The sequence below is a fragment of the Brevundimonas sp. 357 genome (assembly GCF_003938605.1).
Lineage (GTDB): Bacteria > Pseudomonadota > Alphaproteobacteria > Caulobacterales > Caulobacteraceae > Brevundimonas.
The window spans coordinates 69,717-90,091 of record NZ_RHWX01000015.1; the positions used below are offsets into that span (position 1 = coordinate 69,717).

Annotated in this window: 22 protein-coding genes and 1 pseudogene; 15 read left to right on the forward strand and 8 right to left on the reverse strand. The window is 68.1% G+C overall.

What is annotated here, in order from left to right; all coding sequences use genetic code 11:
* Positions 1-34 precede the first annotated feature (34 nt).
* The 3 genes and pseudogenes from EGK63_RS13510 to EGK63_RS13520 form a co-directional block, all read right to left on the reverse strand.
* A complete protein-coding gene (locus EGK63_RS13510; RefSeq protein WP_125901925.1) occupies positions 35-1,798 on the reverse strand; it encodes a sensor histidine kinase in 1,764 nt (587 codons plus the stop codon).
* A 2-nt stretch (positions 1,799-1,800) separates the two neighbouring features.
* Positions 1,801-2,392: pseudogene (locus EGK63_RS13515) on the reverse strand (sigma-70 family RNA polymerase sigma factor); the annotation flags it as partial.
* 13 nt (positions 2,393-2,405) lie between these two features.
* Positions 2,406-2,612, reverse strand: coding sequence for a NepR family anti-sigma factor (locus EGK63_RS13520; protein WP_125901927.1), 207 nt, complete (start codon positions 2,610-2,612; stop codon positions 2,406-2,408).
* Positions 2,613-2,811: 199 nt separating this feature from the next.
* On the opposite strand from EGK63_RS13520, the gene EGK63_RS13525 reads away from it, so the two are divergent.
* Positions 2,812-3,600, forward strand: a complete 789-nt coding sequence (locus EGK63_RS13525; RefSeq protein ID WP_125901928.1) for a response regulator — start codon at positions 2,812-2,814, stop codon at positions 3,598-3,600.
* Positions 3,601-3,660: 60 nt separating this feature from the next.
* Here EGK63_RS13525 and EGK63_RS13530 read toward each other — a convergent pair whose 3' ends face one another.
* Positions 3,661-3,945, reverse strand: a complete 285-nt coding sequence (locus EGK63_RS13530; protein WP_165906615.1) for a hypothetical protein — start codon at positions 3,943-3,945, stop codon at positions 3,661-3,663.
* Between the two features lie 289 nt (positions 3,946-4,234).
* On the opposite strand from EGK63_RS13530, the gene EGK63_RS13535 reads away from it, so the two are divergent.
* Together EGK63_RS13535 and EGK63_RS13540 are read left to right on the forward strand one after the other, a co-directional pair.
* Entirely contained in the window at positions 4,235-5,257 is a 1,023-nt protein-coding gene (locus EGK63_RS13535) for an NADP-dependent oxidoreductase (RefSeq protein WP_125901929.1), read from the forward strand.
* A gap of 16 nt (positions 5,258-5,273) precedes the next feature.
* Complete coding sequence (locus EGK63_RS13540; protein WP_125901930.1) at positions 5,274-5,681, forward strand: acyl dehydratase; 408 nt, start codon at positions 5,274-5,276, stop codon at positions 5,679-5,681.
* Between the two features lie 128 nt (positions 5,682-5,809).
* Here the strand turns inward: EGK63_RS13540 and EGK63_RS13545 are convergent, their stop codons facing one another.
* Positions 5,810-6,598 (reverse strand): SapC family protein, encoded by a 789-nt coding sequence (locus EGK63_RS13545; RefSeq protein ID WP_125901931.1) that lies wholly within the window; start codon positions 6,596-6,598, stop codon positions 5,810-5,812.
* A gap of 151 nt (positions 6,599-6,749) precedes the next feature.
* On the opposite strand from EGK63_RS13545, the gene EGK63_RS13550 reads away from it, so the two are divergent.
* The 4 genes from EGK63_RS13550 to EGK63_RS13565 all read left to right on the forward strand — a co-directional run bounded on the left by EGK63_RS13550 (position 6,750) and on the right by EGK63_RS13565 (position 9,547).
* The gene (locus EGK63_RS13550; protein ID WP_125901932.1) at positions 6,750-7,244 is read left to right on the forward strand and encodes a Fur family transcriptional regulator; all 495 of its coding nucleotides are present in this window, start codon (positions 6,750-6,752) and stop codon (positions 7,242-7,244) included.
* A 5-nt stretch (positions 7,245-7,249) separates the two neighbouring features.
* Entirely contained in the window at positions 7,250-8,137 is an 888-nt protein-coding gene (locus EGK63_RS13555; RefSeq protein ID WP_125901956.1) for an alpha/beta fold hydrolase, read from the forward strand.
* An 83-nt stretch (positions 8,138-8,220) separates the two neighbouring features.
* On the forward strand, positions 8,221-8,691 hold the full coding sequence (locus EGK63_RS13560; protein ID WP_125901933.1) for a GNAT family N-acetyltransferase: 471 nt from the start codon (positions 8,221-8,223) through the stop codon (positions 8,689-8,691).
* A 46-nt stretch (positions 8,692-8,737) separates the two neighbouring features.
* Positions 8,738-9,547, forward strand: coding sequence for a hypothetical protein (locus EGK63_RS13565; RefSeq protein ID WP_125901934.1), 810 nt, complete (start codon positions 8,738-8,740; stop codon positions 9,545-9,547).
* 1 nt (position 9,548) lies between these two features.
* Here the strand turns inward: EGK63_RS13565 and EGK63_RS13570 are convergent, their stop codons facing one another.
* A complete protein-coding gene (locus tag EGK63_RS13570) occupies positions 9,549-10,712 on the reverse strand; it encodes a class V aminotransferase (protein ID WP_125901935.1) in 1,164 nt (387 codons plus the stop codon).
* Positions 10,713-11,031: 319 nt separating this feature from the next.
* The gene (gene secA / locus EGK63_RS13575; RefSeq protein ID WP_125901936.1) at positions 11,032-13,884 is read right to left on the reverse strand and encodes a preprotein translocase subunit SecA; all 2,853 of its coding nucleotides are present in this window, start codon (positions 13,882-13,884) and stop codon (positions 11,032-11,034) included.
* A gap of 276 nt (positions 13,885-14,160) precedes the next feature.
* Between secA and EGK63_RS13580 the strand changes: the two genes are divergently transcribed.
* Genes EGK63_RS13580 through EGK63_RS13595 form a run of 4 tightly spaced genes read left to right on the forward strand, consistent with a single transcriptional unit; the run spans position 14,161 to position 17,094 of the window.
* The gene (locus EGK63_RS13580) at positions 14,161-15,102 is read left to right on the forward strand and encodes a peptidylprolyl isomerase (protein WP_125901937.1); all 942 of its coding nucleotides are present in this window, start codon (positions 14,161-14,163) and stop codon (positions 15,100-15,102) included.
* Positions 15,099-16,481, forward strand: coding sequence for a bifunctional glutamate N-acetyltransferase/amino-acid acetyltransferase ArgJ (gene argJ / locus EGK63_RS13585; RefSeq protein WP_125901938.1), 1,383 nt, complete (start codon positions 15,099-15,101; stop codon positions 16,479-16,481). Before EGK63_RS13580 ends, argJ begins: the two co-directional genes overlap by 4 nt.
* Positions 16,478-16,891, forward strand: coding sequence for a (deoxy)nucleoside triphosphate pyrophosphohydrolase (locus EGK63_RS13590; protein ID WP_125901939.1), 414 nt, complete (start codon positions 16,478-16,480; stop codon positions 16,889-16,891). Before argJ ends, EGK63_RS13590 begins: the two co-directional genes overlap by 4 nt.
* A gap of 26 nt (positions 16,892-16,917) precedes the next feature.
* Entirely contained in the window at positions 16,918-17,094 is a 177-nt protein-coding gene (locus EGK63_RS13595; protein WP_125901940.1) for a Flp family type IVb pilin, read from the forward strand.
* A gap of 3 nt (positions 17,095-17,097) precedes the next feature.
* Here the strand turns inward: EGK63_RS13595 and EGK63_RS13600 are convergent, their stop codons facing one another.
* Complete coding sequence (locus tag EGK63_RS13600) at positions 17,098-17,994, reverse strand: methyltransferase domain-containing protein (RefSeq protein WP_125901941.1); 897 nt, start codon at positions 17,992-17,994, stop codon at positions 17,098-17,100.
* On the opposite strand from EGK63_RS13600, the gene EGK63_RS13605 reads away from it, so the two are divergent.
* Genes EGK63_RS13605 through EGK63_RS13620 form a run of 4 tightly spaced genes read left to right on the forward strand, consistent with a single transcriptional unit; the run spans position 17,993 to position 20,372 of the window.
* Positions 17,993-18,799: a ComF family protein gene (locus tag EGK63_RS13605; protein WP_125901942.1), complete on the forward strand. Its 807-nt coding sequence runs from the start codon at positions 17,993-17,995 to the stop codon at positions 18,797-18,799. The genes EGK63_RS13600 and EGK63_RS13605 overlap by 2 nt on opposite strands.
* Positions 18,800-18,834: 35 nt before the next feature.
* On the forward strand, positions 18,835-19,092 hold the full coding sequence (gene grxC / locus EGK63_RS13610; protein WP_125901943.1) for a glutaredoxin 3: 258 nt from the start codon (positions 18,835-18,837) through the stop codon (positions 19,090-19,092).
* The gene (locus tag EGK63_RS13615; RefSeq protein WP_125901944.1) at positions 19,093-19,932 is read left to right on the forward strand and encodes a carbon-nitrogen hydrolase family protein; all 840 of its coding nucleotides are present in this window, start codon (positions 19,093-19,095) and stop codon (positions 19,930-19,932) included. It abuts the gene before it with no gap.
* Positions 19,929-20,372 carry a DUF1178 family protein gene (locus tag EGK63_RS13620; RefSeq protein ID WP_125901945.1) on the forward strand — a complete coding sequence of 148 codons (444 nt, stop codon included), beginning with the start codon at positions 19,929-19,931 and terminating at the stop codon, positions 20,370-20,372. Before EGK63_RS13615 ends, EGK63_RS13620 begins: the two co-directional genes overlap by 4 nt.
* Positions 20,373-20,375 lie beyond the last annotated feature (3 nt).

Below are 20,375 nucleotides of genomic sequence, written 5' to 3' on the forward strand. Positions count from 1 at the left end.
TGGCTCGGGCTCCGTGCCCGTCCCATGCACAACGTTACGCTTGGGGCGAGGTTCCGCTGAGGCGGAAGGCGGCCACCTCTCGCACATGGGCGGCGTCGCGGGCTTCGGGCGTGACGAAGGTCAGCCGTACGATCGAACCGCCGCCTGGCGCCGGCGCGATTTCGGCCTCGCCGCGCAACTGTTTGGCGAAGGCCATCATCAGGGTGCGGCCGACGCCCGCTTCGGCCGCGTCGGCGACGCCGGGCCCATCGTCCTCGACCTCCAGAACGCTGGTTCGGCCCAGAACCTTGAAGCGCACCTTGAGGTCGCCGCCCCGTCCGGCGAAGGCGTGTTTCTGGGCGTTGGACACGGCCTCGACCAGCCACAGGGCCAGGGGCGCCAGCTTGTCGGGGTCGATGATCAGCGGGTCGGCCTCGATCGAGGTCGTGACCAGAGGTCCGCGCACCGCCTCCCCGGCGATCAACTGCCCGACCAGTTCGCGCAGAAAGGTGTCGGCGTCCGCTTCCCGGATGTCATGGCTCTGGTAGAGAATGCGGTAGATCTGGGCCAGGGCGGTGATCCGCTGGCGGGTGTCGCCCAGGGCGGCGCGGGCGCTCGGATCTGTCACGGCTCGTTGCTGCATCGACAACAGGGATGAGATGATCTGCAGGTTATTCTTCACCCGGTGGTGAATCTCGCGCAGCAGGGCGTCTTTTTCTTCCAGGGCGTCCAGAATGGCCTTGTCGCGCCGGGTGATGGTCTCGCCCAGGTGGCCCAGGGTGCGGGCCAAGGTGCGAATCTCCGCAGGCGCGTGTTCGGCCTGAACGGGACGAATGGTGAAACGGCCGCGCGCGTAGATGGCGGCGACCCGTTCCAGGTAGTCCAGCCAGCGCACCACGATCCGCTCGGACAGCAGCATGACGGCGGCGAAGGCGGTCAGCCACGCCGCCAGCGGCAGCAACAGGGTGCCGAAGGGGTTCAGACGCGCCCAGGACAGCAGGCCGGGCGCCGGCGCCGACAGCAGGACGAAGACGTCCCGTCCCGCCAGGGGCGCGCCGCCATAGACGTGACGGCGTCCCCTGGCGTCTCGCGCCTCGAACATGACGGCTGCGTCCGCGCGGGCCCGCTCGGTCCAGCCCTCGGCCTGGCCGGCGTTGCCCAGGGCGAAGGGGCTCGTGGTCGTGGCGATCAGCACGCGTCCTGTCCCGTCGGTCAGCGCCGCCTGGGCGCCGATGGGCAGGGCGGGATCCCTGATGTCAGGCTGAAGGGCGCTGAGCGGAACGGCGGCCGTCATCGTTCCCTGAAACGCGCCCAACGGACGTTCCGAGCGGACGGCGATGATCAGGGACTGACCGTCGGCCGAGCGCTGCATCGCCACGTCTTCGCCGCGGCTGAGCCGCTGATGCCAGCTTTGGGCGCGGACATGTTCCTCGCGGGTTTCATGGGCGGTGTTGCGCGATGCGCAGACGGGTTCCCCGGTCGCGCTGTAGCGGGTCAGGCTCGTTATGCCGTCCAGGCGTTCCGCCAGCGCCGTGAGCCGCGCTTCGCAGAAGAAACCCACGCCCTCCGGCGTCAGGGCTTGCAGCAAGACCACGGTCGAGTCGATTCGGCTCTTGGCGTCTGAGGCGCTGCGTTCCGCCGCCAGTTTCAGATCGCTGCGCCGTTCCGTTTCCTGCTGGCGGAAGCCCGCTTCGGTCTGGATCGCGCCGAGCAGAAGGATGGGCAGCAAGGCCAGGGCCATGGCGAGGCCCAGGCGGAATCGGATGCCCTGGACGCTGGGGCGTCCGAGCTTGCGGCCCAGAACCCGGCCGAACCGCACGGCTATTTGCGCCCGGCGCCGCTTAGTCTGTCGGCGTCGGCCAGGATCGATCGCATAGCGTCGCTTGCCGATTGGCCGTCGCGATCATAGCCGCCCCGCTCCAACGTGGCCTGCAGCGCCTTGCGCGCCCGCGATACGCGGCTCTTCACCGTACCGACGGCGCACTGGCATATCTCGGCCGCTTCCTCGTAGGCGAAGCCGCCGGCGCCGACCAGGATCAGGGCTTCGCGCTGCTCCTCGGGCAGGGACTTCAGCGCCTGGCGCAGTTCGTCCAGCGCCACCGGCGCTTCAGGATCATCGACGGCGATCAGGGTGCGCTCGGCGGCTTCCTGATCCAGCTGGGTCTGGCGCCACGAGCGGCGCTTTTCCGAATAGAACTGGTTGCGCAGGATCATGAAGGTCCATGCCTTCATGTTTGTGCCCATCTGATAGCTGGCGCGGGCGTCCCAGGCCTTCATCATGGCTTCTTGAGCCAGATCGTCGGCCGAGGTCGGGTCGCCGGTCAGGGTGCGGGCGAATGCCCGCAGATGGGGGATCAGGGTGACGAGTTCGGCCTTGAAGGCGTTGTCGTCTGACGAGGGGCGGCGGGGGGCGGGATTTGCGCTGGTCACTGCCCCTCCTTGGTAGGAGCGCCCTGGTCGGCGCGACGCAGAATTTCAAGAAACTCATCGGGCACCGGCTCGTTGACGACTTCGTCGAACATATGCCGCAGCTTCACGCCGATGGCTTGTTGGCGCAGGCGGACCTCTTCGAGATCTCGCTCGTTCGAGCTGGCCCCGCTGGAACGCGCGGGAGTGTCCTTAGGTTCGATCATTGAGTGTCCGGCCGCCGCCCAAGCCCTGTGATGTCGCTCATGGAGACTGAAAACGTCGCCTCCCGCATAGGGTTCCTAGGCGGATATGATTTTATGCTCAAGCTGGAGAGCGTTCACGGAACCGTGGCTCATTTGATACGTTGTGTTCGATCTGAGTCCGTTTCAACAGTCGAGGCGGGCGTTGTCGGGGAATTTATCCATGAGTCTATTGGCCAGACTTGCGCCGCACTTGCCCTATGTTCGTCGCTACGCTCGCGCCCTGACCGGCGATCAGGGAACGGGCGACAACTACGTCCGCGTCGCGCTTGAGGCGCTCGCCGCCGGCGAGCGGCAACTCCCCGCCGATATGACGCCGCGGGTGGCCCTGTACCATGTCTTCCACACCATCTGGTCCAGCACGGGCGCCCAGTTGGAGGGCGTGGCTTTCGAGGGCGACGACGCCGCGCGACGCCTGCTGCGCATCTCGCCTCAGTCGCGTCAGGCCTTCCTGCTGACCGCGCTTGAAGGCTTCACGCCGTCCGAGGCGGCCCAGATTCTGGCCGTTGATCCCCGCACTGTCGAGCGCCTGATCGCCGAAGCTCAGTCTGACATCGACGCCGAACTGGCCACGGACGTTCTGATCATCGAGGATGAGGCCATCATCTCGGCTGACATCGAAAGCTTGGTGAAGGAGTTGGGTCACCGCGTCACCGGCACGGCCACCACCCACGACGAAGCCGTGGACGCTGTTTCGCGTCACAAGCCCGGTTTGGTTCTGGCCGATATCCAGTTGGCCGACGGTTCCTCGGGCATTGATGCGGTCAAGGACATCCTCAAGCAGTTCGACGTGCCTGTGATCTTCATCACCGCCTTCCCGGAGCGGCTGTTGACGGGCGAGCGTCCCGAGCCCACCTTCCTGATCACCAAGCCCTTCCAGCCGGAGACGGTGAAGGCGGCGATCAGCCAGGCGCTGTTCTTCCATCCGTCGCGCCAGAAGCAGGCGGCCTGACGGTTCGTCCTCCGATCCGATCAAGGGGCCCCGGTTCGCCGGGGCCCTTTTTTGTCGTAGTCAGGTTACGGGCGGCGGGGCGGTCTCGGGGCCTGCGGTCGGCGCGGGGGCCTGTTCGACGACGGGCGTCGGCTCGCCGGTCACGCCCGCCTCTTCGGCGCGTTGGAAACCTTGATTGCTGATCGCCCACAGGCCCAGCAGCAGCGCGGCCGCAGCTCCGGCGGAAACCGCCAGAAGGATCAGGATGCGGCGTCCGCCTCGACCCTGGCGGACATATTGGGCCTCTACGGCCTGGCCGGCGTGTATGGGGTCAGCTGAGTGGGAATGCGGATCCTGGTGACTCATCTCAACGCCTCCTTGTTGCGATTCAAGCCTTCCATGCCAACGCTGCGCGTCTGGGGCTGTTCCCGCAGGGCGGGGCCGGGAACCGAGTCCGCCGCACGTCGTTCTTTCCCTGCTGAGGGCGATTCCCCCGGACCGGCTCTGCCGATCTTCGCCTTCGCTTCATTCTCGATGATGCGACTCCTAGGCGGTCCTAACGGACCGCCTCTTTTTTGACCATGGCGGCACTCGACAGCCGGCCCTGAGGCGTCACTATGGGTTCTGAAAGAAAACCCTATGAGGGAGACGATTGATGAGCCTGCGCAACAGACAATGGATTCTGCGTCAGCGGCCGCACGGCCTGATCCAGGACGGCGACCTGGAACTGGTCGAGAGCGTCACGCCCGACCTGAAGGACGGCGAGGTTCTGATCCGCAACGTCTATCTGTCGATCGACCCGACCAACCGCACCTGGATGAATGATTCCGAGGGCTATCTGCCGCCGGTGGGATTGGGCGACGTCATGCGCGGTCTGACCCTGGGCGTGGTCGAGCAGTCGCGCGGCGAGCGGTACAAGGAAGGCGATCTGGTCATGCCCCTGTCGGGCGCCTGGGCCGACTACGCCGTCGTGCCCGAGGCGGGGCTGCGGCCGGTCCACCGCGCGCCGGGCCTGCCGCTGACGGCCAACCTGTCCGTGCTGGGGATGACCGGCATGACCGCCTACTTCGGCGTCACCGACGTACTGAAGGCGAAGGCCGGCGAGACCCTGGTCATCTCGGCGGCGGCGGGGGCGGTCGGCTCCATTGCCGGCCAGGTGGCCAAGCAGCGCGGCTGCCGCGTCATCGGCATCGCCGGCGGCGCCGAGAAATGCCGCTGGTTGACCGAAGAACTCGGTTTCGACGCCGCCGTCGACTACAAGAACGAGGACGTCGGCGACGCCCTGGACCGCTTTGCCCCCGACGGGATCGACCTCAATTTCGAGAACGTCGGCGGCGACATCATGATCGCCGTCTGGAACCGGCTGAAGGTGCACGGCCGCATGGCCGTCTGCGGCCTGATCTCGGCCTATAACGCCACGCGGATGCCGCCCTCGCCCAACTTCGCCCGCATCATCACCCACCGCCTGGACGTGAAGGGCTTCCTGGTCCTCGATTACGCCCACCGCGCCAAGGAGATGGTCGCCGAGATGGGGCCGTGGCTGGCTGACGGAAAAATTCACTGGAAGGTCCATGTCGATGACGGCCTTGAAGGCGCGGTCGGTTCGCTGAATCGCTTGTTCACCGGCGACCATGACGGCAAGCTGATGGTCAGGGTGTCGGAGGAGCCGGCGGCCTGACGGAGAATGATCGCGCATGATTGAGCCGCTGCACGTCCATTTCGAGGATCTCGAGATCGGTCAGGTCATCCCCCTGGGCGCCTGCGCCGTGGATGCTGCAGCGCTGGAGCTGTTCGTCGAACGCTTTCTGCCTGGTTGGGATACGGCCTACGGGGTGCCTGAGGGCATGGTCTATGCCCTGTGGAGCCGACTATCCGCCGATCGCATGGGGGGGTGGGCGGGCTCTAAGACCTTGGCCGTGGACGGTTTGCGGTTCCTGCGTAATCCGCCTGCCGGCGAACTGATGCGCGGGCGGCTGACCGTGATGGGCAAGGATCCGGTCGGGGACGAGAAGGGCGTCGTCATCGCCCAGCAGGATCTGCTGGACGAGGCGGGGCGGCTGGTTTTCTCCTGCCTCACCCGCGCCCTGGTGGCCCGCCGCTGAATCACTCGCCCACTATTGAGTGCGAACAAAAACGCCCCGCCAGCATCCTGACGGGGCGTTTCCATTTTATCGCTTCAATACGGGCCTCAAGTAGCGCGAACGCGCGCTAGGCCCGCTTGAAAAGCAGATCAGGCGTTGGCGGCGGCCGGTTGTTGGGCGGCGCGGGTCAGGGCCATGGCGATCAGGCGGTCCCAGCCCAGCAGCGACACGAGGTGGCCGTAGATCTGGCCCAGGGCGCCGTTGTCGCGCAGTTCGGCCAGCTTCTCGGCCGGCAGGGCCTTCAACTTGTCTTCCGAGACCGCGAAATATTCGGCGATCTTTTGCGGGGCGCCGGCCGAACCATCTGCGTTGCGCGGGGTGAAGTTGGCTTCACGCACCTCGAACAGGTCCAGTTCCTTCAGCAGGTTGACGAAGGACTCGGTGCGCACGCGCTCCTGTTCGAAGTTGTTGCAGAATTCCATGCCGAAATTGACGTAGCCGCTGGGCTGGCCGTTTTCGAACAACGGAGTCTCGCCGCCTTCGACCACGAAGGGGGCGGCGCGGTCGATGCACAGCACCATGCGCTTCTGCTCGTCGTCATTGGCGAAGACGAAGGGGTAGCGGCGGACATAGGCCGGGATGTAGGCGTCAGGGCGGAAGTCGCCGTTCTCGATGAACAGGTTGTCGCCCTGGTTCAGGCCCATGGCGGCGACCGGCTGCTTGGCGTCGCCGACGAAGATGACCGGGTAGGACAGGGCGGCGGGGGCGAACTCAGTCACCGTCAGCGGCACGACGTGGGTCTGGGCCACAAAGGCGTACGGCTTGTCTGCGGGCGTCACGCCCAGCGAGCCGTGAACATCGGCCGACAGCGGCTCGGGCTGGGAATAGAACAGTACATTGCCCGACAGGGGGCTGGACGCTTGGGTGGTGTCGGTCATGAAAACGGATCTTCTGAACAGAGAGGACGGTTCTTCTAGCTCATGGTCGGGACGGTCGCAAACGCCGCTGTTTGGCCACATTGCGCCGGTGCGGGTGTTGCGGCGCGCGGTCCCGGTTGCGGCGCGGCCTCGGACCCCTTAGCTCTAGGCCATGGGCGACGCCTGCGATCATGATCATATCGACAGCCGACCCGGCGCCGCCGAGGTCGAACGGACGGTTGCGGCCGTCGAGGCGCGCGTCTCGGCCGACGGCGATCGCATGACTGCGCCACGACGTCGCGTGCTTGAGCTGCTTCTCTCGGCGGCCGAGCCGGTCAAGGCCTATGACCTGATCGCCCGCTACGGCCTCGACGGTCAGGCGGCCAAGCCGCCCACGGTTTATCGCGCCCTGGAGTTCCTCGAGAAGCGGGGCCTCGCCCACCGCATCGCCTCCATCAGCGCCTATGTCGCCTGCACCGCCGAGGCCTGCGCGCCGGGCGGCCATGCGGCGGCCTTCCTGATCTGCGACTGCTGCGGGGCGACCGAAGAGGTGGCCGTCCCCGGCGGCGACGTTATCGCCCAGGCGGCGACGAACGCCGGTTACGCCATCGAGCGCACCACCATCGAGGGCCATGGCCGGTGCGGCGCCTGCCGCGTGGCGGCCTGACGTCCATGGACGCCCTGGCCCTGTCGGCGCCCCGCCGTATCAGCGTGCCCATCGACAATCGCTGGGGTGCGGGCGAGATGGCCGTGCTGGATTTCGGCGACCCCAAGCGGCCGGTCGACCTGATCTTCGCCCACGCCAACGGCTTCAACGCCTTCGCCTATCGCTCCTTGCTGCAGCCTTTGTCGGGGGCCCTGCGCATCTGGGCGCCTGATCTGCGAGGCCATGGCCGTACGCGTCTGCCCGCCGTTCCCGACGGCCGCCGCAGCTGGAAGGATCATCGCGACGATCTGATCTCCCTGCTTGAGGCGATCGACGGCCCGCCCGTCGCCCTGGCCGGCCATTCCATCGGCGGGACCAGCGGCCTGATGGCCGCTGCGGAACGGCCGGAACGGGTGTCGCGTCTGCTGCTGCTGGACCCTGTCGTCTGGCCGCGACAGATGGTGTGGGCGATGAATCTGCCCTTCGCCGGGGCTTTGTCGCGGCGGTTTCCCATTGTCGCCAGCACCCTGCGGCGTCGCGCCCTGTTCGACAGCCGCGAGCAGGCCATGAGCGCCTATCGCGGACGAGGCGCCTTCAAGGGCTGGCCGGACATGATGCTGGCCGACTACCTCGCCGACGGTCTCATCGAGACGGACCGCGGGCTGGAGCTGGCCTGTACGCCCGCCTGGGAGGCCTCAAACTACGCCGCCCAGGCGCACGATCCCTGGCGGGCGCTGGCCCGCTATCCCGGCATGACGCGCATTCTCAAGGCGGAGACGGCCGGTCTGTGCGCCGTGTCGCCGTCCGCGCGCCGATCGAACGTGCGGGTCGAGACCGCGACGGGCGGCGGGCACCTGTTCCCGATGACGCACGCCGAGCTGACGCGCGACGCCCTGTTCGATCTGGCGGTCTGAGCCAGCCGTCCTTGGCGGGGCGTTTCCGCCTCGCCATGAAGCGAGAGTAAAAGAAGGCGAGCAGGGAGGCATTGATCGCTATTATGGCAGAACTGACGGTGCGCCGCGCGGCGGCGGCGGACGCCGCACGTATCCACGCCCTGATGCGCGCCCTGGCGGAGCATGAAGGCCTGACGTCCTATCTGGCCGCCACGCCGTACACGCTGGAGCAGGCCTTGTCGGCTCAGCCGCCGCGGGCCGCCTTTCTGCTGGCGGAGGTCGATGGCCGCGCGACGGGATTCGTCTCCTGGACGCGGGTTTATGGCGTGTGGCGCGGTGCGGATTACCTCAACCTCGACGACCTGTTCGTGGTCGAGGCGGCGCGCGGCGCGGGCGTCGGTGAGGCGTTGATGCGGGGCTTCGCGGCCGAGGCGGCGGTTGAGGGGCTGAGCGGGCGCTGGGAGGTGCGGACGGACAATTACGGCGCGCGGCGTTTCTACGCTCGGCTGGGCGCCGACCAGGAGGAGAAGGTCGTGGTGCGCTGGTCGGCCGAGGCCATGCGGGCGGTGCTCTAGCCACGGGGGTTGTCGTGCGGCGGTTCGGTGCTAGTCCTGACGGACGATGACCTCCGCCGCCGTATCCGCCTCTTCCGTCACGGACTGGCCGCGCATCCTGTTGGGATGCGTGATCGGCGCTGTTCTGGGCTTGCTGCTGCTCGGCGTGATCCTGGTCGCCTGGTGGCTGGGCGTGGCGCGGCATGATCTGCAACGGCTGGCCCCGCCTGAGGGCCTTGAGGCGCGGCTGGAACAGGCGGCGGGGCCGACCGCTTTCGCCCTGACGCCCATCTATGTCTATGATCCGGATGGTGCGGGGCGGGCCTGGCTGGAACAGGCGGCCCCAGCCTGGGAGGCGCGGGGGCGCGAGGTCAGGGCGGTTTCGGCTCAGGCTGACGACGGGCTGGAGCGCGAGCTCGACCGCCTGGCGAGTCGCTGGGCCGAGCCGCCGCGTCGCCCCCTGATCCTGTGGCGCGACGGCGCAGAGCTGGTGCTGTGCCGTTGTGACAGCGTGCGTGCCCGAACCCAGGCGCGCCAGGTGTTGGAAGCCCCCACGACTGAAGCTGAGGCGGCCGAGGCCGCGCCGCCTGTTCCCCCGCCCTCGCGTCGCCCTCGCCCGCAGACCGGGCCGTCGTATCCGACGCTCGGCCCGCCGCCGAAGGCCGAGACGGCCGCGCCCTCGCTGCAAGACGCGGCTCCAGCGTCGCGCGCGACCCAGCCCGCGCCTCGTCTGCCCGGCGATCCGGCGCCCGCCGCGCGGCCTTCCGCGGCACGCCCGGCGTCGCCTGCGTCCGCCCCCGCGCCTCGCCGCGAACGACAGCCGCGTCGCACCGACCCGCCCGAAGCCCGGCGCGACGCGGAGAGCCTGTTCTTCTGATCTACTTCAGGCGGGCGCAGGCGTGGATCAGCCGCTCCACGTCTTCCTCGCTCTGATACAGGCTGAAGCCGAAGCGGATCACATCGTCGCGCACGTCGGCGATGACGTTCATCTCTTGCAGGGCCGCCTTCCAGCGCGGCGCGTCGGCGTGGCGCAGGGCCAGGAAGCGGGCGCGCGGCGCCGCCCCCTCGACCGGGTTCAGGATCTGGGCCTTGGCCAGCGCTCCGGCTTCGTTCGACTGGATCGCCGTCTGGAACCGGGCCTGAAGGCCGCGCGCGTGATCGGCGATCATCGCCGTGGTCAGGCCGTGCTGGTCCAGCATCCGGCGCACGGCGTTTAAGCGGTACAGGGCGCTGGCGTCGAAGGTGGCGCCCCAGAAGCGGCCGCCGTCGGTGCGGTACTGGACCCCGCCGGGCGGGCCCTCCAGATGGCCGAACTCGGCGAACCAGCCGGTCACGACCGGGCGCGGGCCGAAGCCGGGCGGGGCGTGCAGGAAGCATGCGCCTTCGCCCGCCATGGCGTATTTGTAGCCGCCCGCCAGATAGAAGATCCTGTCCGCCACGGCCGACAGATCGGTCGGCGTGGCCATGAAGCCGTGATAACCATCGACCACCACCCACGGTCCCGCCGGGTCGGCCAGTTCCGCCAGGTCGGCGATCCGCTCGAACAGGCCGCCGGTGCGGAAGAAGACCTGGCTGACGAAGATCAGGTCGTGCCCGCCCGCCCTGGCCGCCGCGACGAAGCGGTCGGCGAAGGTCTCGAACGGGGCCAGGGGCACGCGGGTGACGACGGCCTGCCCGGCCTCCTCCCAGCGTTCCGACTGGCGGCGGAAGGAGTGGAACTCGCCGTCGGTGGCCAGGATGCGCACCGGCGCCTTGTCGACCGCCGAGATGATGCGCAGCAGAATCTCGTGGGTGTTGGGCGCGAAGATCAGGCTGTCGGGCGAAGGCAGGTCCAGTTCCCTGGCGACATGCGCTTGCGCCTCGGGGATGACCTCGCCGAACACTAGATCCCATTTGCGGTCGGCGAAGCGGTTGGCCTCGGCCCAGGCCTGGACCTGGCCGTCGAAGCTGACGTCGGGCCACAGGTGGTGGCTGTGAGCGGCGAAATGCAGGCGTTCCGGATCGAGGCCCAGAGCGCGCGAGAACAGGGGCTTGTAGTTCATGAGGGCAGGCTAGCGGGCCTGCGCCGCGCCGTCACGCGCTTGCTTCTTATGTCGTCATCCTCGGGCTTGACCCGAGGATCGGGGCTTCCGCCTGCACGACTTGAGCAAGGTTGAGGCGCCCGGCGCTGGATCCTCGGGTCAAGCCCGAGGATGACGGCGTGGGTGGAGCAGCGGCTTGTCGGGTGCGGCGCCATGGCGCGAGACGGTCCAAAGAAAAAGGCGGGTCGCTTTCGCGAACCCGCCTCTCTCAACTCAGACTGTGTGGCTCAAGCAGCGAGCGACCGCGTCGCGTGCGTAGCGCCGCGCGCGTCAGCGCGCCTTAAATAAGACTACCGTGGCAGTGCTTGAACTTGCGGCCCGAGCCGCAGGGGCAGTCGGCGTTGCGGCTGGTGCGTTCCCAGCCGGGCGGCAGGGCTTCGACCGGCAGCTTGGAACGATCATCGCCGGTCAGCATGCCTTCCGGGTTCTGGGCCATCGGGTTGGCCATCTCGTTCTCGCCGGTGCCGGGGTTCAGGTGGATTTCCTGGAACTCGGGCATTTCCATCGCCGGCGGGGCCTCGAAGCGGAACTCGACGGTCATCAACCAGCGCGTGACGTTGTGGCGCAGGTCGTGCAGCAGCGTCTCGAACAGGTTGAAAGCTTCGGTCTTGTATTCGTTCAGCGGGTCGCGCTGGCCGTAGCCGCGCAGGCCGATGACGCCGCGCAGGTGGTCCAGGTGGACCAGGTGCTCGCGCCACTGCATGTCGATCATCTGCAGCATGAACTGCTTTTCGAGGCCGCGGGTCTGGTCTGCGCCGATCATTTCCAGACGCTCGGCGGCGCGGGCGTCGGCGGCGACGGTGATGCGCTCCTCGATCTCTTCGTTCGAGACGCCTTCCTCGGCCGCCCAGTCATGCAGGGGCAGTTCCAGGCCCAGCGTCGAACGGACTTTTTCGTCCAGGCCGTCGATGTCCCACTGCTCGGCGTAGGCCTTGGGCGGCATGTAACGTTCGACCAGGTCGTTGATCACGTCGGCGCGGAAGTCGTTGACCAGGTCCGACAGGTCCGTGGAGTCCATGAACTCCTGGCGTTGTTCGAACACGGCCTTGCGCTGATCGTTCACGACGTCGTCGTACTTCAGCACGTTCTTGCGCATATCATAGTTGCGGGCTTCGACGCGCTTCTGGGCGGTTTCGACGGCGCGGTTCAGCCACGGGTGGCTGATGGCCTCGCCTTCGGCCACGCCGAACTGACGCATGATGGCGTCCAGACGATCGCCGGCGAAGATGCGCAGCAGGTCGTCTTCACACGACAGGTAGAATTTCGAGGTGCCGGGATCGCCCTGGCGGCCGGTGCGGCCGCGCAACTGGTTGTCGATACGGCGGCTTTCGTGGCGCTCCGTGCCCAGAACGAACAAGCCGCCTGCGGCCAGGGCCTTTTCCTTGGCGACGGCGATCTCGGCCTTGAATTCCTCTTCCTTGGCGGCCAGGGCCTCGGGCGGGACTTCCATCGCCATGTTGCGCTGTTCCTGGATCCAGCGCTGGACGCGCATGTCCAGGTTGCCGCCCAGCTGAATGTCGGTGCCGCGACCGGCCATGTTGGTGGCGATGGTCACAGCGTGAGGCAGGCCGGCCTCGGCGACGATGTAGGCTTCCTGTTCGTGTTGGCGTGCGTTCAGGACGTTGTGTGGAATGCCGCGTCCCGTGACGTATTCGATGTCATAGGCCAGGTCGCCGACCTTCTGGGCTTCCTTCTCACGACCCTCGTACTCGGGCTTCACCTTGCGGGAAACTTCGACCTGATAGTCGTAGTCCTTCAGCACGTCGGACAGCTCTTCGGACTTTTCGATCGACACCGTGCCGACCAGGATCGGCTGGCCGCGGACGTAGCAGTCGGCGATTTCGCGGGCGATGGCGCGGTTCTTCTCGGCGAAGGTGCGATAGACCTCGTCGTCGTAATCCTTGCGCTGGATCGGACGGTTGGTCGGCACTTCCATGACGTCCATCTTGTAGATGTCGAGGAATTCCTGCGCCTCGGTGGCGGCCGTTCCGGTCATGCCGGACAGTTTTTCGTAGAGACGGAAATAGTTCTGGATCGTCACCGAGGCCAGGGTCTGGTTCTCGGGCATGATCTTGACGTCTTCCTTGGCCTCGATGGCCTGGTGAAGACCTTCGGACAGGCGTCGGCCGGTCATCATGCGGCCGGTGAATTCGTCGATCAGGACGATCTCGCCGTCCTTGATGATGTAATCCTTGTCGCGCTGATACAGGGTATTGGCGCGCAGGGCCTGATTGACGTGGTGGACCAGGCTGACGTTGGCCGGATCGTACAGGTCGACGGTGTCCTCGGCGAAATGGCCGCCCTGCTCAAGCATCTGCTCCATGCGTTCCGAGCCCAGCTCGGTCAGCAGGGCCTGGCGCTGTTTCTCGTCAAGGTCGTAGGTGTCCTTGTCCTTGACCAGTTCCTTCACCAGGGCGTCGACGATCTTGTAGAGGTCCGAGCGGTCCTCTGTCGGGCCCGAGATGATCAGAGGCGTGCGTGCTTCGTCGATCAGGATGGAGTCGACTTCGTCGACGATGGCGAAGTGGTGGCTGCGCTGCACCATCTCGCGACGGTCATAGACCAGGTTGTCACGCAGATAGTCGAAGCCGAATTCGTTGTTGGTGCCGTAGGTGATGTCGGCCTGATAGGCCATCTGGCGCTGGCCCTGCGACAGGCCGTTGACGATGACGCCGACCTCCAGGCCCAGGAAGCGATAGACCTTGCCCATCTGTTCCGCGTCGCGGCGGGCCAGATAGTCGTTGACGGTGACGACGTGGACGCCCTTGCCCGCCAGGGCGTTCAGATAGACCGGGGCCACGGCCACCAGGGTCTTGCCTTCGCCGGTCCGCATCTCGGCGATGCCGCCTTCATGCAGGATCATGCCGCCGGCCATCTGCACGTCATACTGACGCTGGCCCAACACGCGCTTGGCGGCTTCGCGCACCACGGCGAAGGCCTCGTTCTGCAGCTTGTCCAGGCTTTCGCCGGCTTCGATGCGGTCTTTGAACGTCTGCGTCATCATGCGCAGTTCGTCGTCCGAGAAGGCCTCGAACTTGGATTCCAGAGCGTTGATCTTCTGGACCTGGCCCATGAAGGCCTTGACCTTGCGGTCGTTGGAGGAACCGAGAAATTTCTTGGCGAAGCCGAGCATGGGCGATCCGGGTCAGGCGGTCGAGCGGCTGAAGGCTCTGAGAAAGACAGTTTCACCCGGTCGGAGGGCCGCGATCACGCCGGCCCCGGGCCTTCCCTGCAGATGAGGGCGCGCGAAGGGCCGCGCAGACGATCGAAAACCCCTCGACTTGGGCGCAGGCGGGACTTAAGCACCGCCCTTATCCCTGTCAACGCGAGGGCCTTTTTAAGGCGGCGTGTTTCAGGCGCGAATGTCCGTTTCGACGGCCTGTCCACAGACCCTTGCCCGGAGCGTCCGATGCGAGCGCGACGTCCCCTCCACAGCCTGTTTCTGGTTGCCGTCGCCGGTTTGGCGCTGGGCGTGGCCGCCTGCGGGCGCGGCGGCGACGAGGCCGCGCCGGAAAAGAACGACCGCGTCGTGGCCCGGGTCAACGATCGCGCCGTCTGGGCCTCGGACGTGCGCCGCGAAGCCGTGGCGCAGGGGTTGATCGGCGAGGACGATCCCCTGGACGCCTCGTCCGAACTGTTTCGCCGGGTGATGGACGAGGTGGTCGACCAGAAGCTGCTGGCCGCCGAGGCCGAGCGCCGCGGCCTCGATTCCAGTCCCGCCGCCCAGCGCCGCCTGCAGGCCGTGCGCGAACGCATCCTGGGCGACATGCTGGTCGAGAAGGTGGTGTCCGGCGCCGTGTCCGAACAGGCGGTCGAACGTCTTTACGCCGAGCAGCAGCGGCTGGCCCGTGCGACCGAAGAGGTGCGGGTGCGTCTGATTCTGGCGCCGACCAAGGAACAGGCCGACGCCGTCCTGGGCGTCCTGGGCCAGGGGGCGGCCTTCGAGGCCGTCGCCGCCCAACGCTCCATCGACGACGCCACCCGCTATTCCGGGGGCGACCTCGGCTATTCGACGCTGGACGTCCTGCCCGGTCCCTACGCCGCCGCCCTGCAGGGCCAGACGCCGGGCGCGGTCGTCGGCCCGATCCAGACCGAGACCGGCTGGGCCGTGCTCAAGGTCGAGGACCGCCGCGTCGAAACTCCGCCGACGCTGGAGCAGGCGCGGCCGCAGATCGTGCGCTACCTGACCTATGAAGGCGTCCGCCAGTTGCTGGAGCAACTGCGCGGCCAGGCCGAGGTCGAGATATCCCTGGACGGAGCCAAGACGGCTCCGCCTTCAGCTCCCGTTGAGGCCGCAGTTCCGCCTGCGGCCCAGAAAACCTCCGCTTCTCCCGCCGGAAACGCCTCATGAGCCAGCCGCCCTCCAAGTCCGCCTCGACCGGCAAGAAGATCGAAACCGCCATCGAGAAGGCGCTGGACCCGCTGGCCTCGGCGCTGAAACGGGCGACGCAATCGGCCACCCAGGCGGTCGCCGCCTCGCCCGGCAAGCCGGGCCTGATGATCTCGCCCCTGGCCGTGCCTTTCCCAGCCATTCCGCCGATCGGCGGGGTCGAGATCGCGACGGCGCGCGCGGGATTCTACAAGCATGAGCGCGACGATCTGGTGGTCTTTCGCTTCCCCGAGGGCGCGTCTTGCGCGGGCGTCTTCACCCGGCACAAGGTCGGCTCGGCCCCGGTCGACTGGTGCAAGCGTCATCTGGACGCCGACAAGGGCGGCGAGGGGGTCAGGGCCCTGGTCGTCAACGCCGGCTGCGCCAACGCCTTCACCGGCAAGGCGGGCGCCGATGCGGCGCGCCGCACGGCCTCCGAGGTCGCCAAGCGCTTCGACTGTCGCCAGCGCGACGTCATGCTGGCCTCGACCGGCGTCATCGGCGTGGTGCTGGACGACAAGAAGATCACCGCCCGTCTGCCCGAGGTCGAAGCCGGTCTGAAGGCCGACGCCTGGGCGCAGGCCGGCCTGGGCATCATGACCACGGACACCTTCCCCAAGGGCGCCTACGCCGAGTGCGAGATCGAGGGCGTCAAGGTCCGCATCGCGGGCATCGCCAAGGGCTCGGGCATGATCGCGCCGGACATGGCGACCATGCTGGCCTTCATCGTCACCGACGCCGACATCGCCCCGCCGGTGCTGAAGGCCCTGCTGAACCTGCACGTCCGCACCACCTTCAACTCGGTGACGGTGGACGGCGACACCTCGACCAACGACACGGCGCTGCTGTTCGCCACGGGTGCGTCCGGCGCGCCGCGCATCGGCCGCGTCGGCGACCGTCGCCTGAAGGATTTCTCGGCCGCGCTGGACGCCGTCATGCTCGACCTGGCGCACCAGCTGGTGAAGGACGGCGAGGGCGCGACCAAATTCGTCAAGGTGACGGTCGAGGGCGCCGCTTCGCCCGCCTCGGCGCGAAAACTGGCCAAGTCGATCGCCGACAGCCCGCTGGTCAAGACCGCCATCGCGGGCGAGGACGCCAACTGGGGCCGCATCGTCATGGCCGTGGGGAAGACGGAGGAGGCGGTCGACCGCGACCGCCTGGCCATCCGCTTCGGCCCGCACGTCGCCGCCATCGACGGCGCCCCCTCGCCGACCTACGACGAGGCGGTCATGAGCGCCTATATGAAGAACGCCGAGATCGACATCACCGTCCACGTCGCCTCGGGCCGGGCTTCGGCCACGGTCTGGACCTGCGATCTGACCAAGCGCTACATCGAGATCAACGGGGACTACCGCTCGTGAGCGAGGCGTCTGTTCCCACCGTCCTGGTCGTCGCCGTCGCCCTGATCGACCCGGACGGCCGCGTGCTGATCGCCAAACGCCCCGAGGGCAAGCAGCTGGCGGGCCTGTGGGAGTTTCCCGGCGGCAAGGTCGAGCCGGGCGAACGGCCCGAAGCCGCCCTGATCCGCGAGCTGAAGGAAGAACTGGGCATCGACGTGAAGGAGGCCTGCCTGGCCCCCTTCGTGTTTACCAGTCACGCTTACGAATCCTTTCATCTGTTGATGCCACTCTACCTGTGCCGGCGCTGGTCCGGCGTGGTCGAGGCGCGCGAGCACGCGGGTCTGGCCTGGGTGAAGCCGGACAAGCTGTCGGCCTACCCCATGCCCCCGGCCGATGAACCGCTGATCGCCTGGCTGCGCGATCTGCTCTGACGGGCCGACGACAGGGGAGGCCGGGCGTGAAGGGTTTCATCCACCGGCTGCTCCGCGACGAAGGCGGCGCCACCGCCATCGAATACGGCCTGATCTGCGGCCTGATCGGCATAGTCGTCCTGGCCGCCCTTGGCGCCTTCTCCGGTCGGATGGAGGCGGTTTACGGCAAGGTCAGCCAGTTCGTGCTCGCTGCCGGAGGTTGATGGTCAGTCTTCCTCGCCGGTCTGCTCTCTGACGCCCAGCGCATCGGCGAGACGCGTCTTGGCCGAGCCGCGCTTGGCGGGTTTCTGCTGGCTGTCGTGCGGCGCCCATCCGGCCAGATGCACCATCTCGAAGGTGGCGGGGATGCGCCCATCCGCCTCGGCGTGGCGCTCGGCGTAAAGCTGGGCCGCGCGGGCCAGCACGGCGCGGCTGAGCGGCCGGATCGGCCCGGCCAGCACGTTCGTTTCGCCCATCGCCCGCAGGTCGCGTATCAGGGCGAAGGGGTCGCCATAACGCACCGTCACCCGGTCCACGTCCGTCACCGGCAGGGCGAAACCGGCCCGTTGCAGCAGGGCCGCCCCGTCGAAACCGTCGGCAAAGGGCGAGACGCGGGCCTGGGCGCCGCCGTTGACCTCCAACTCGGCCTCGGTCAGCACCCCGCGCAGTTCTTTCAGCGTCGCCGCCCCGAACAGGCTGGCGATGAACAGGCCGTCGGGCTTCAGCGCGCGGCGGATCTGGCTCAGCGCGCCGGGCAGGTCGTTGGCCCAGTGCAGGCCCAGCAGGTTGACGATCAGATCGGCTGAGCCGTCCTCCAGCCCCAGCGGCCCGGCGCCCGGCGCGGCGCGCTCGGTTGTCGAGCCGACAGCGCGAACCTTGCCCACCCGTTCGCGCGCCGGGCTGTCGGCCAGGGCGCGGGCAAAGACGCCGGGGTGCGGCGACAGGTCGACGGGCGCCTGAAACTCGCGCAGGATCACTTCGAGGCTGTTCACCGCATTGTCTGCGGCGCGCAGGTGCAGGAAGTCGGCGTCGGGGAAACGTCGCGCGGCGCGGTTCAGGCGCGCGGCGCGTCGAGCGGCGTCGAAGATGATCGGGGGACCGGAGGAGGAAGAGGGGGCGCTCATGTCGGTTCAGGATGGGGGCTGGAGAGGTCGATTGAAAGGCGTCGGGAGGCCTTTAGCATCCGGCGCGCGCGATGCGGGCCGGGGCCTGCTGGATATTCTATTGCCGCCGGTTGCTCACGACAGCCGCGAGGCGGCGGCGTCAGCGGGCCTGTCGCCCGATGCCTGGAGCCGGGTGGCCTTTCTGGAGGCGCCGGTCTGCGACGGCTGCGGCGCGGCGTTCGAGTATGACGGCGGCGACTTCGCGGCGGAGCGGTGCGCGGCCTGCACGGCCGGCCCTTACGCCTTCGGCCGGGCGCGGGCGGCCTGCGTCTACGACGAGGCGTCGCGCGGGATCATCCTCAAGTTCAAGCACGGCGACCAGCAGCAGTTCGCCCCCCTGTTCGCGCGCTGGATCAGCCGTTCGGCCGCCCCCCTGATCGAGACGGCCGACGCCGTGGTTCCCGTGCCCCTGCACCGCGCCCGCCTGCTGTCGCGGCGGTTCAATCAGGCGGCCGAGATCGCCCGACCGCTGGCCCGCGCGGCGCGGCTCGACTATCTGCCCGACGCCCTGGTCCGCCCGCTGCCTACCGCCAGCCAGGGCGGCAAGTCCGCGCGCGGGCGGCGGCTGAACGTCAAGACGGCCTTCGCCGTGACCGAGGCGGGGCGGCGACGCATCAAGGGGCGGCGGTTGCTGTTGATCGACGACGTGCTGACTACGGGGGCCACGGCCGAGGCCTGCGCGCGGGTGCTGATCGAGGCTGGAGCCCGCGCCGTGGACCTGGCCGTCATCGCGAGGGTGAAAAACGCGCGCGAACCGCTTAAGTGAGGGAGAGCCTTCCCATCCGCCTTCAGGAGTCCCCCTTGGCCGAAGTCGTTCTCTACACCAAACCCGGCTGCCCCTACTGCATCCGCGCCATGGCCCTGCTGGACCGCAAGGGCGCGGCCTATACGGAGATCGTCGCCTCCAACGATCCGGCCAAGAAGGCCGAGATGGTCGAACGCTCGGGCGGCGCCGCCACCTTCCCGCAGATATTCATCGACGGAAAGCACATCGGCGGCTCGGACGACATCCACGCCCTGGACCGCAAGGGCGAGCTGGACGCCCTGCTGGCGGCCTAGGTGACCGACACGCTCGACATCGCGCTGATCCAGACGCGGACGCCGGCGACGGCGGCCGCAGGGCTGGCGCATGTCGAGCCTCTGATCCGTCAGGCGGCGGCCGGGGGCGCGCGGCTGATCCTGACGCCCGAGGGAACCAACTTCCTCGAACAGCGCCGCGCCTTGCGCGACGCCGCCCTGTCGGACGAAGGCGCCGACCCGGCTGTCCTGGGGCTGAAGGCCCTGGCCGCCGAACTGGGCGTCTGGCTGTTGATCGGCTCGGCGATCGTCCGCTCGGGCGTGGCGGATGACCCGCGCGCCGCCAACCGGTCCCTGCTGATCGACCCCAGCGGGGCGGTCACGGCCCGCTATGACAAGCTGCACGTCTTCGACGTGGACCTGCCGAACGGCGAGACCTATCGCGAAAGCGCCTCGGTCAGACCCGGCGAGGCGGCGGTGGTCGCCGCTGCGCCCTGGGGCGGCCTGGGCCTGACCATCTGCTACGACCTGCGCTTCCCGCATCTGCACCGCGCCTTGGCCCAGGCGGGCGCGACGCTGATCGCCGTCCCCGCCGCCTTCACCCGCCCGACCGGCGAGGCGCACTGGGAGACCCTGCTGCGCGCCCGCGCCATCGAGACCGGCGCCTTCGTCCTGGCCCCGGCCCAGGGCGGGATGCATGAGGACGGCCGTCAGACCTGGGGCCGCTCCCTGGTCGTCGGGCCGTGGGGCGAGGTGATCGCCCGGCTCGACCACGACGAACCGGGCGTGCTGCACGCGCGGCTGGACCTTTCGGCCGTGGAGAAGGCGCGCGCCAGCGTGCCCGCCCTGCGCCACGACCGCGATTTTGACCTGCCCCTATGATCCGTTACGCCCTCTCCTGCGACTGCGACCACGGCTTCGAGGCCTGGTTCGGCTCTTCGTCCGACTATGACGACCAGGCGGCGCGCGGCCTGGTGGAATGCCCTTTCTGCGGCTCGACGGCGGTGAGGAAGCAGGTGATGGCCCCGGCCGTTTCGGGCACGAAGAAGACCTCGCCCGACGCCCTGAAACCTGAAGCTCTGCAGCAGATGCAGTCGATGATGATGCAGGCGGCGCGGCAGGTGCGCGACCACGTCGAGCAGAATTTCGACTACGTCGGCGACGCCTTCGCCCGCGAGGCCCGCGACATCCACGAAGGCCGCAGCGAGAAGCGCGAGATCTACGGCGAGGCCACCCCCGCCGAGGTGAAGAAGTTGAAGGACGACGGCGTGCCTTGCGCGCCCCTGCCCAGCCTGCCGCCCGACCCCAAGAAGGCGAACTGATCG

Coding starts and splice junctions, on each gene's coding strand:
- EGK63_RS13520 (WP_125901927.1), bottom strand. CDS start 2,612: ATGATCGAACCTAAGGACACTCCCGCGCGTTCCAGCGGGGCCAGCTCG.
- EGK63_RS13525 (WP_125901928.1), top strand. CDS start 2,812: ATGAGTCTATTGGCCAGACTTGCGCCGCACTTGCCCTATGTTCGTCGC.
- EGK63_RS13530 (WP_165906615.1), bottom strand. CDS start 3,945: ATGAGTCACCAGGATCCGCATTCCCACTCAGCTGACCCCATACACGCC.
- EGK63_RS13535 (WP_125901929.1), top strand. CDS start 4,235: ATGAGCCTGCGCAACAGACAATGGATTCTGCGTCAGCGGCCGCACGGC.
- EGK63_RS13540 (WP_125901930.1), top strand. CDS start 5,274: ATGATTGAGCCGCTGCACGTCCATTTCGAGGATCTCGAGATCGGTCAG.
- EGK63_RS13545 (WP_125901931.1), bottom strand. CDS start 6,598: ATGACCGACACCACCCAAGCGTCCAGCCCCCTGTCGGGCAATGTACTG.
- EGK63_RS13550 (WP_125901932.1), top strand. CDS start 6,750: ATGGGCGACGCCTGCGATCATGATCATATCGACAGCCGACCCGGCGCC.
- EGK63_RS13555 (WP_125901956.1), top strand. CDS start 7,250: ATGGACGCCCTGGCCCTGTCGGCGCCCCGCCGTATCAGCGTGCCCATC.
- EGK63_RS13560 (WP_125901933.1), top strand. CDS start 8,221: ATGGCAGAACTGACGGTGCGCCGCGCGGCGGCGGCGGACGCCGCACGT.
- EGK63_RS13565 (WP_125901934.1), top strand. CDS start 8,738: ATGACCTCCGCCGCCGTATCCGCCTCTTCCGTCACGGACTGGCCGCGC.
- EGK63_RS13570 (WP_125901935.1), bottom strand. CDS start 10,712: ATGAACTACAAGCCCCTGTTCTCGCGCGCTCTGGGCCTCGATCCGGAA.
- secA (WP_125901936.1), bottom strand. CDS start 13,884: ATGCTCGGCTTCGCCAAGAAATTTCTCGGTTCCTCCAACGACCGCAAG.
- EGK63_RS13580 (WP_125901937.1), top strand. CDS start 14,161: ATGCGAGCGCGACGTCCCCTCCACAGCCTGTTTCTGGTTGCCGTCGCC.
- argJ (WP_125901938.1), top strand. CDS start 15,099: ATGAGCCAGCCGCCCTCCAAGTCCGCCTCGACCGGCAAGAAGATCGAA.
- EGK63_RS13605 (WP_125901942.1), top strand. CDS start 17,993: ATGTCGGTTCAGGATGGGGGCTGGAGAGGTCGATTGAAAGGCGTCGGG.
- EGK63_RS13600 (WP_125901941.1), bottom strand. CDS start 17,994: ATGAGCGCCCCCTCTTCCTCCTCCGGTCCCCCGATCATCTTCGACGCC.
- EGK63_RS13620 (WP_125901945.1), top strand. CDS start 19,929: ATGATCCGTTACGCCCTCTCCTGCGACTGCGACCACGGCTTCGAGGCC.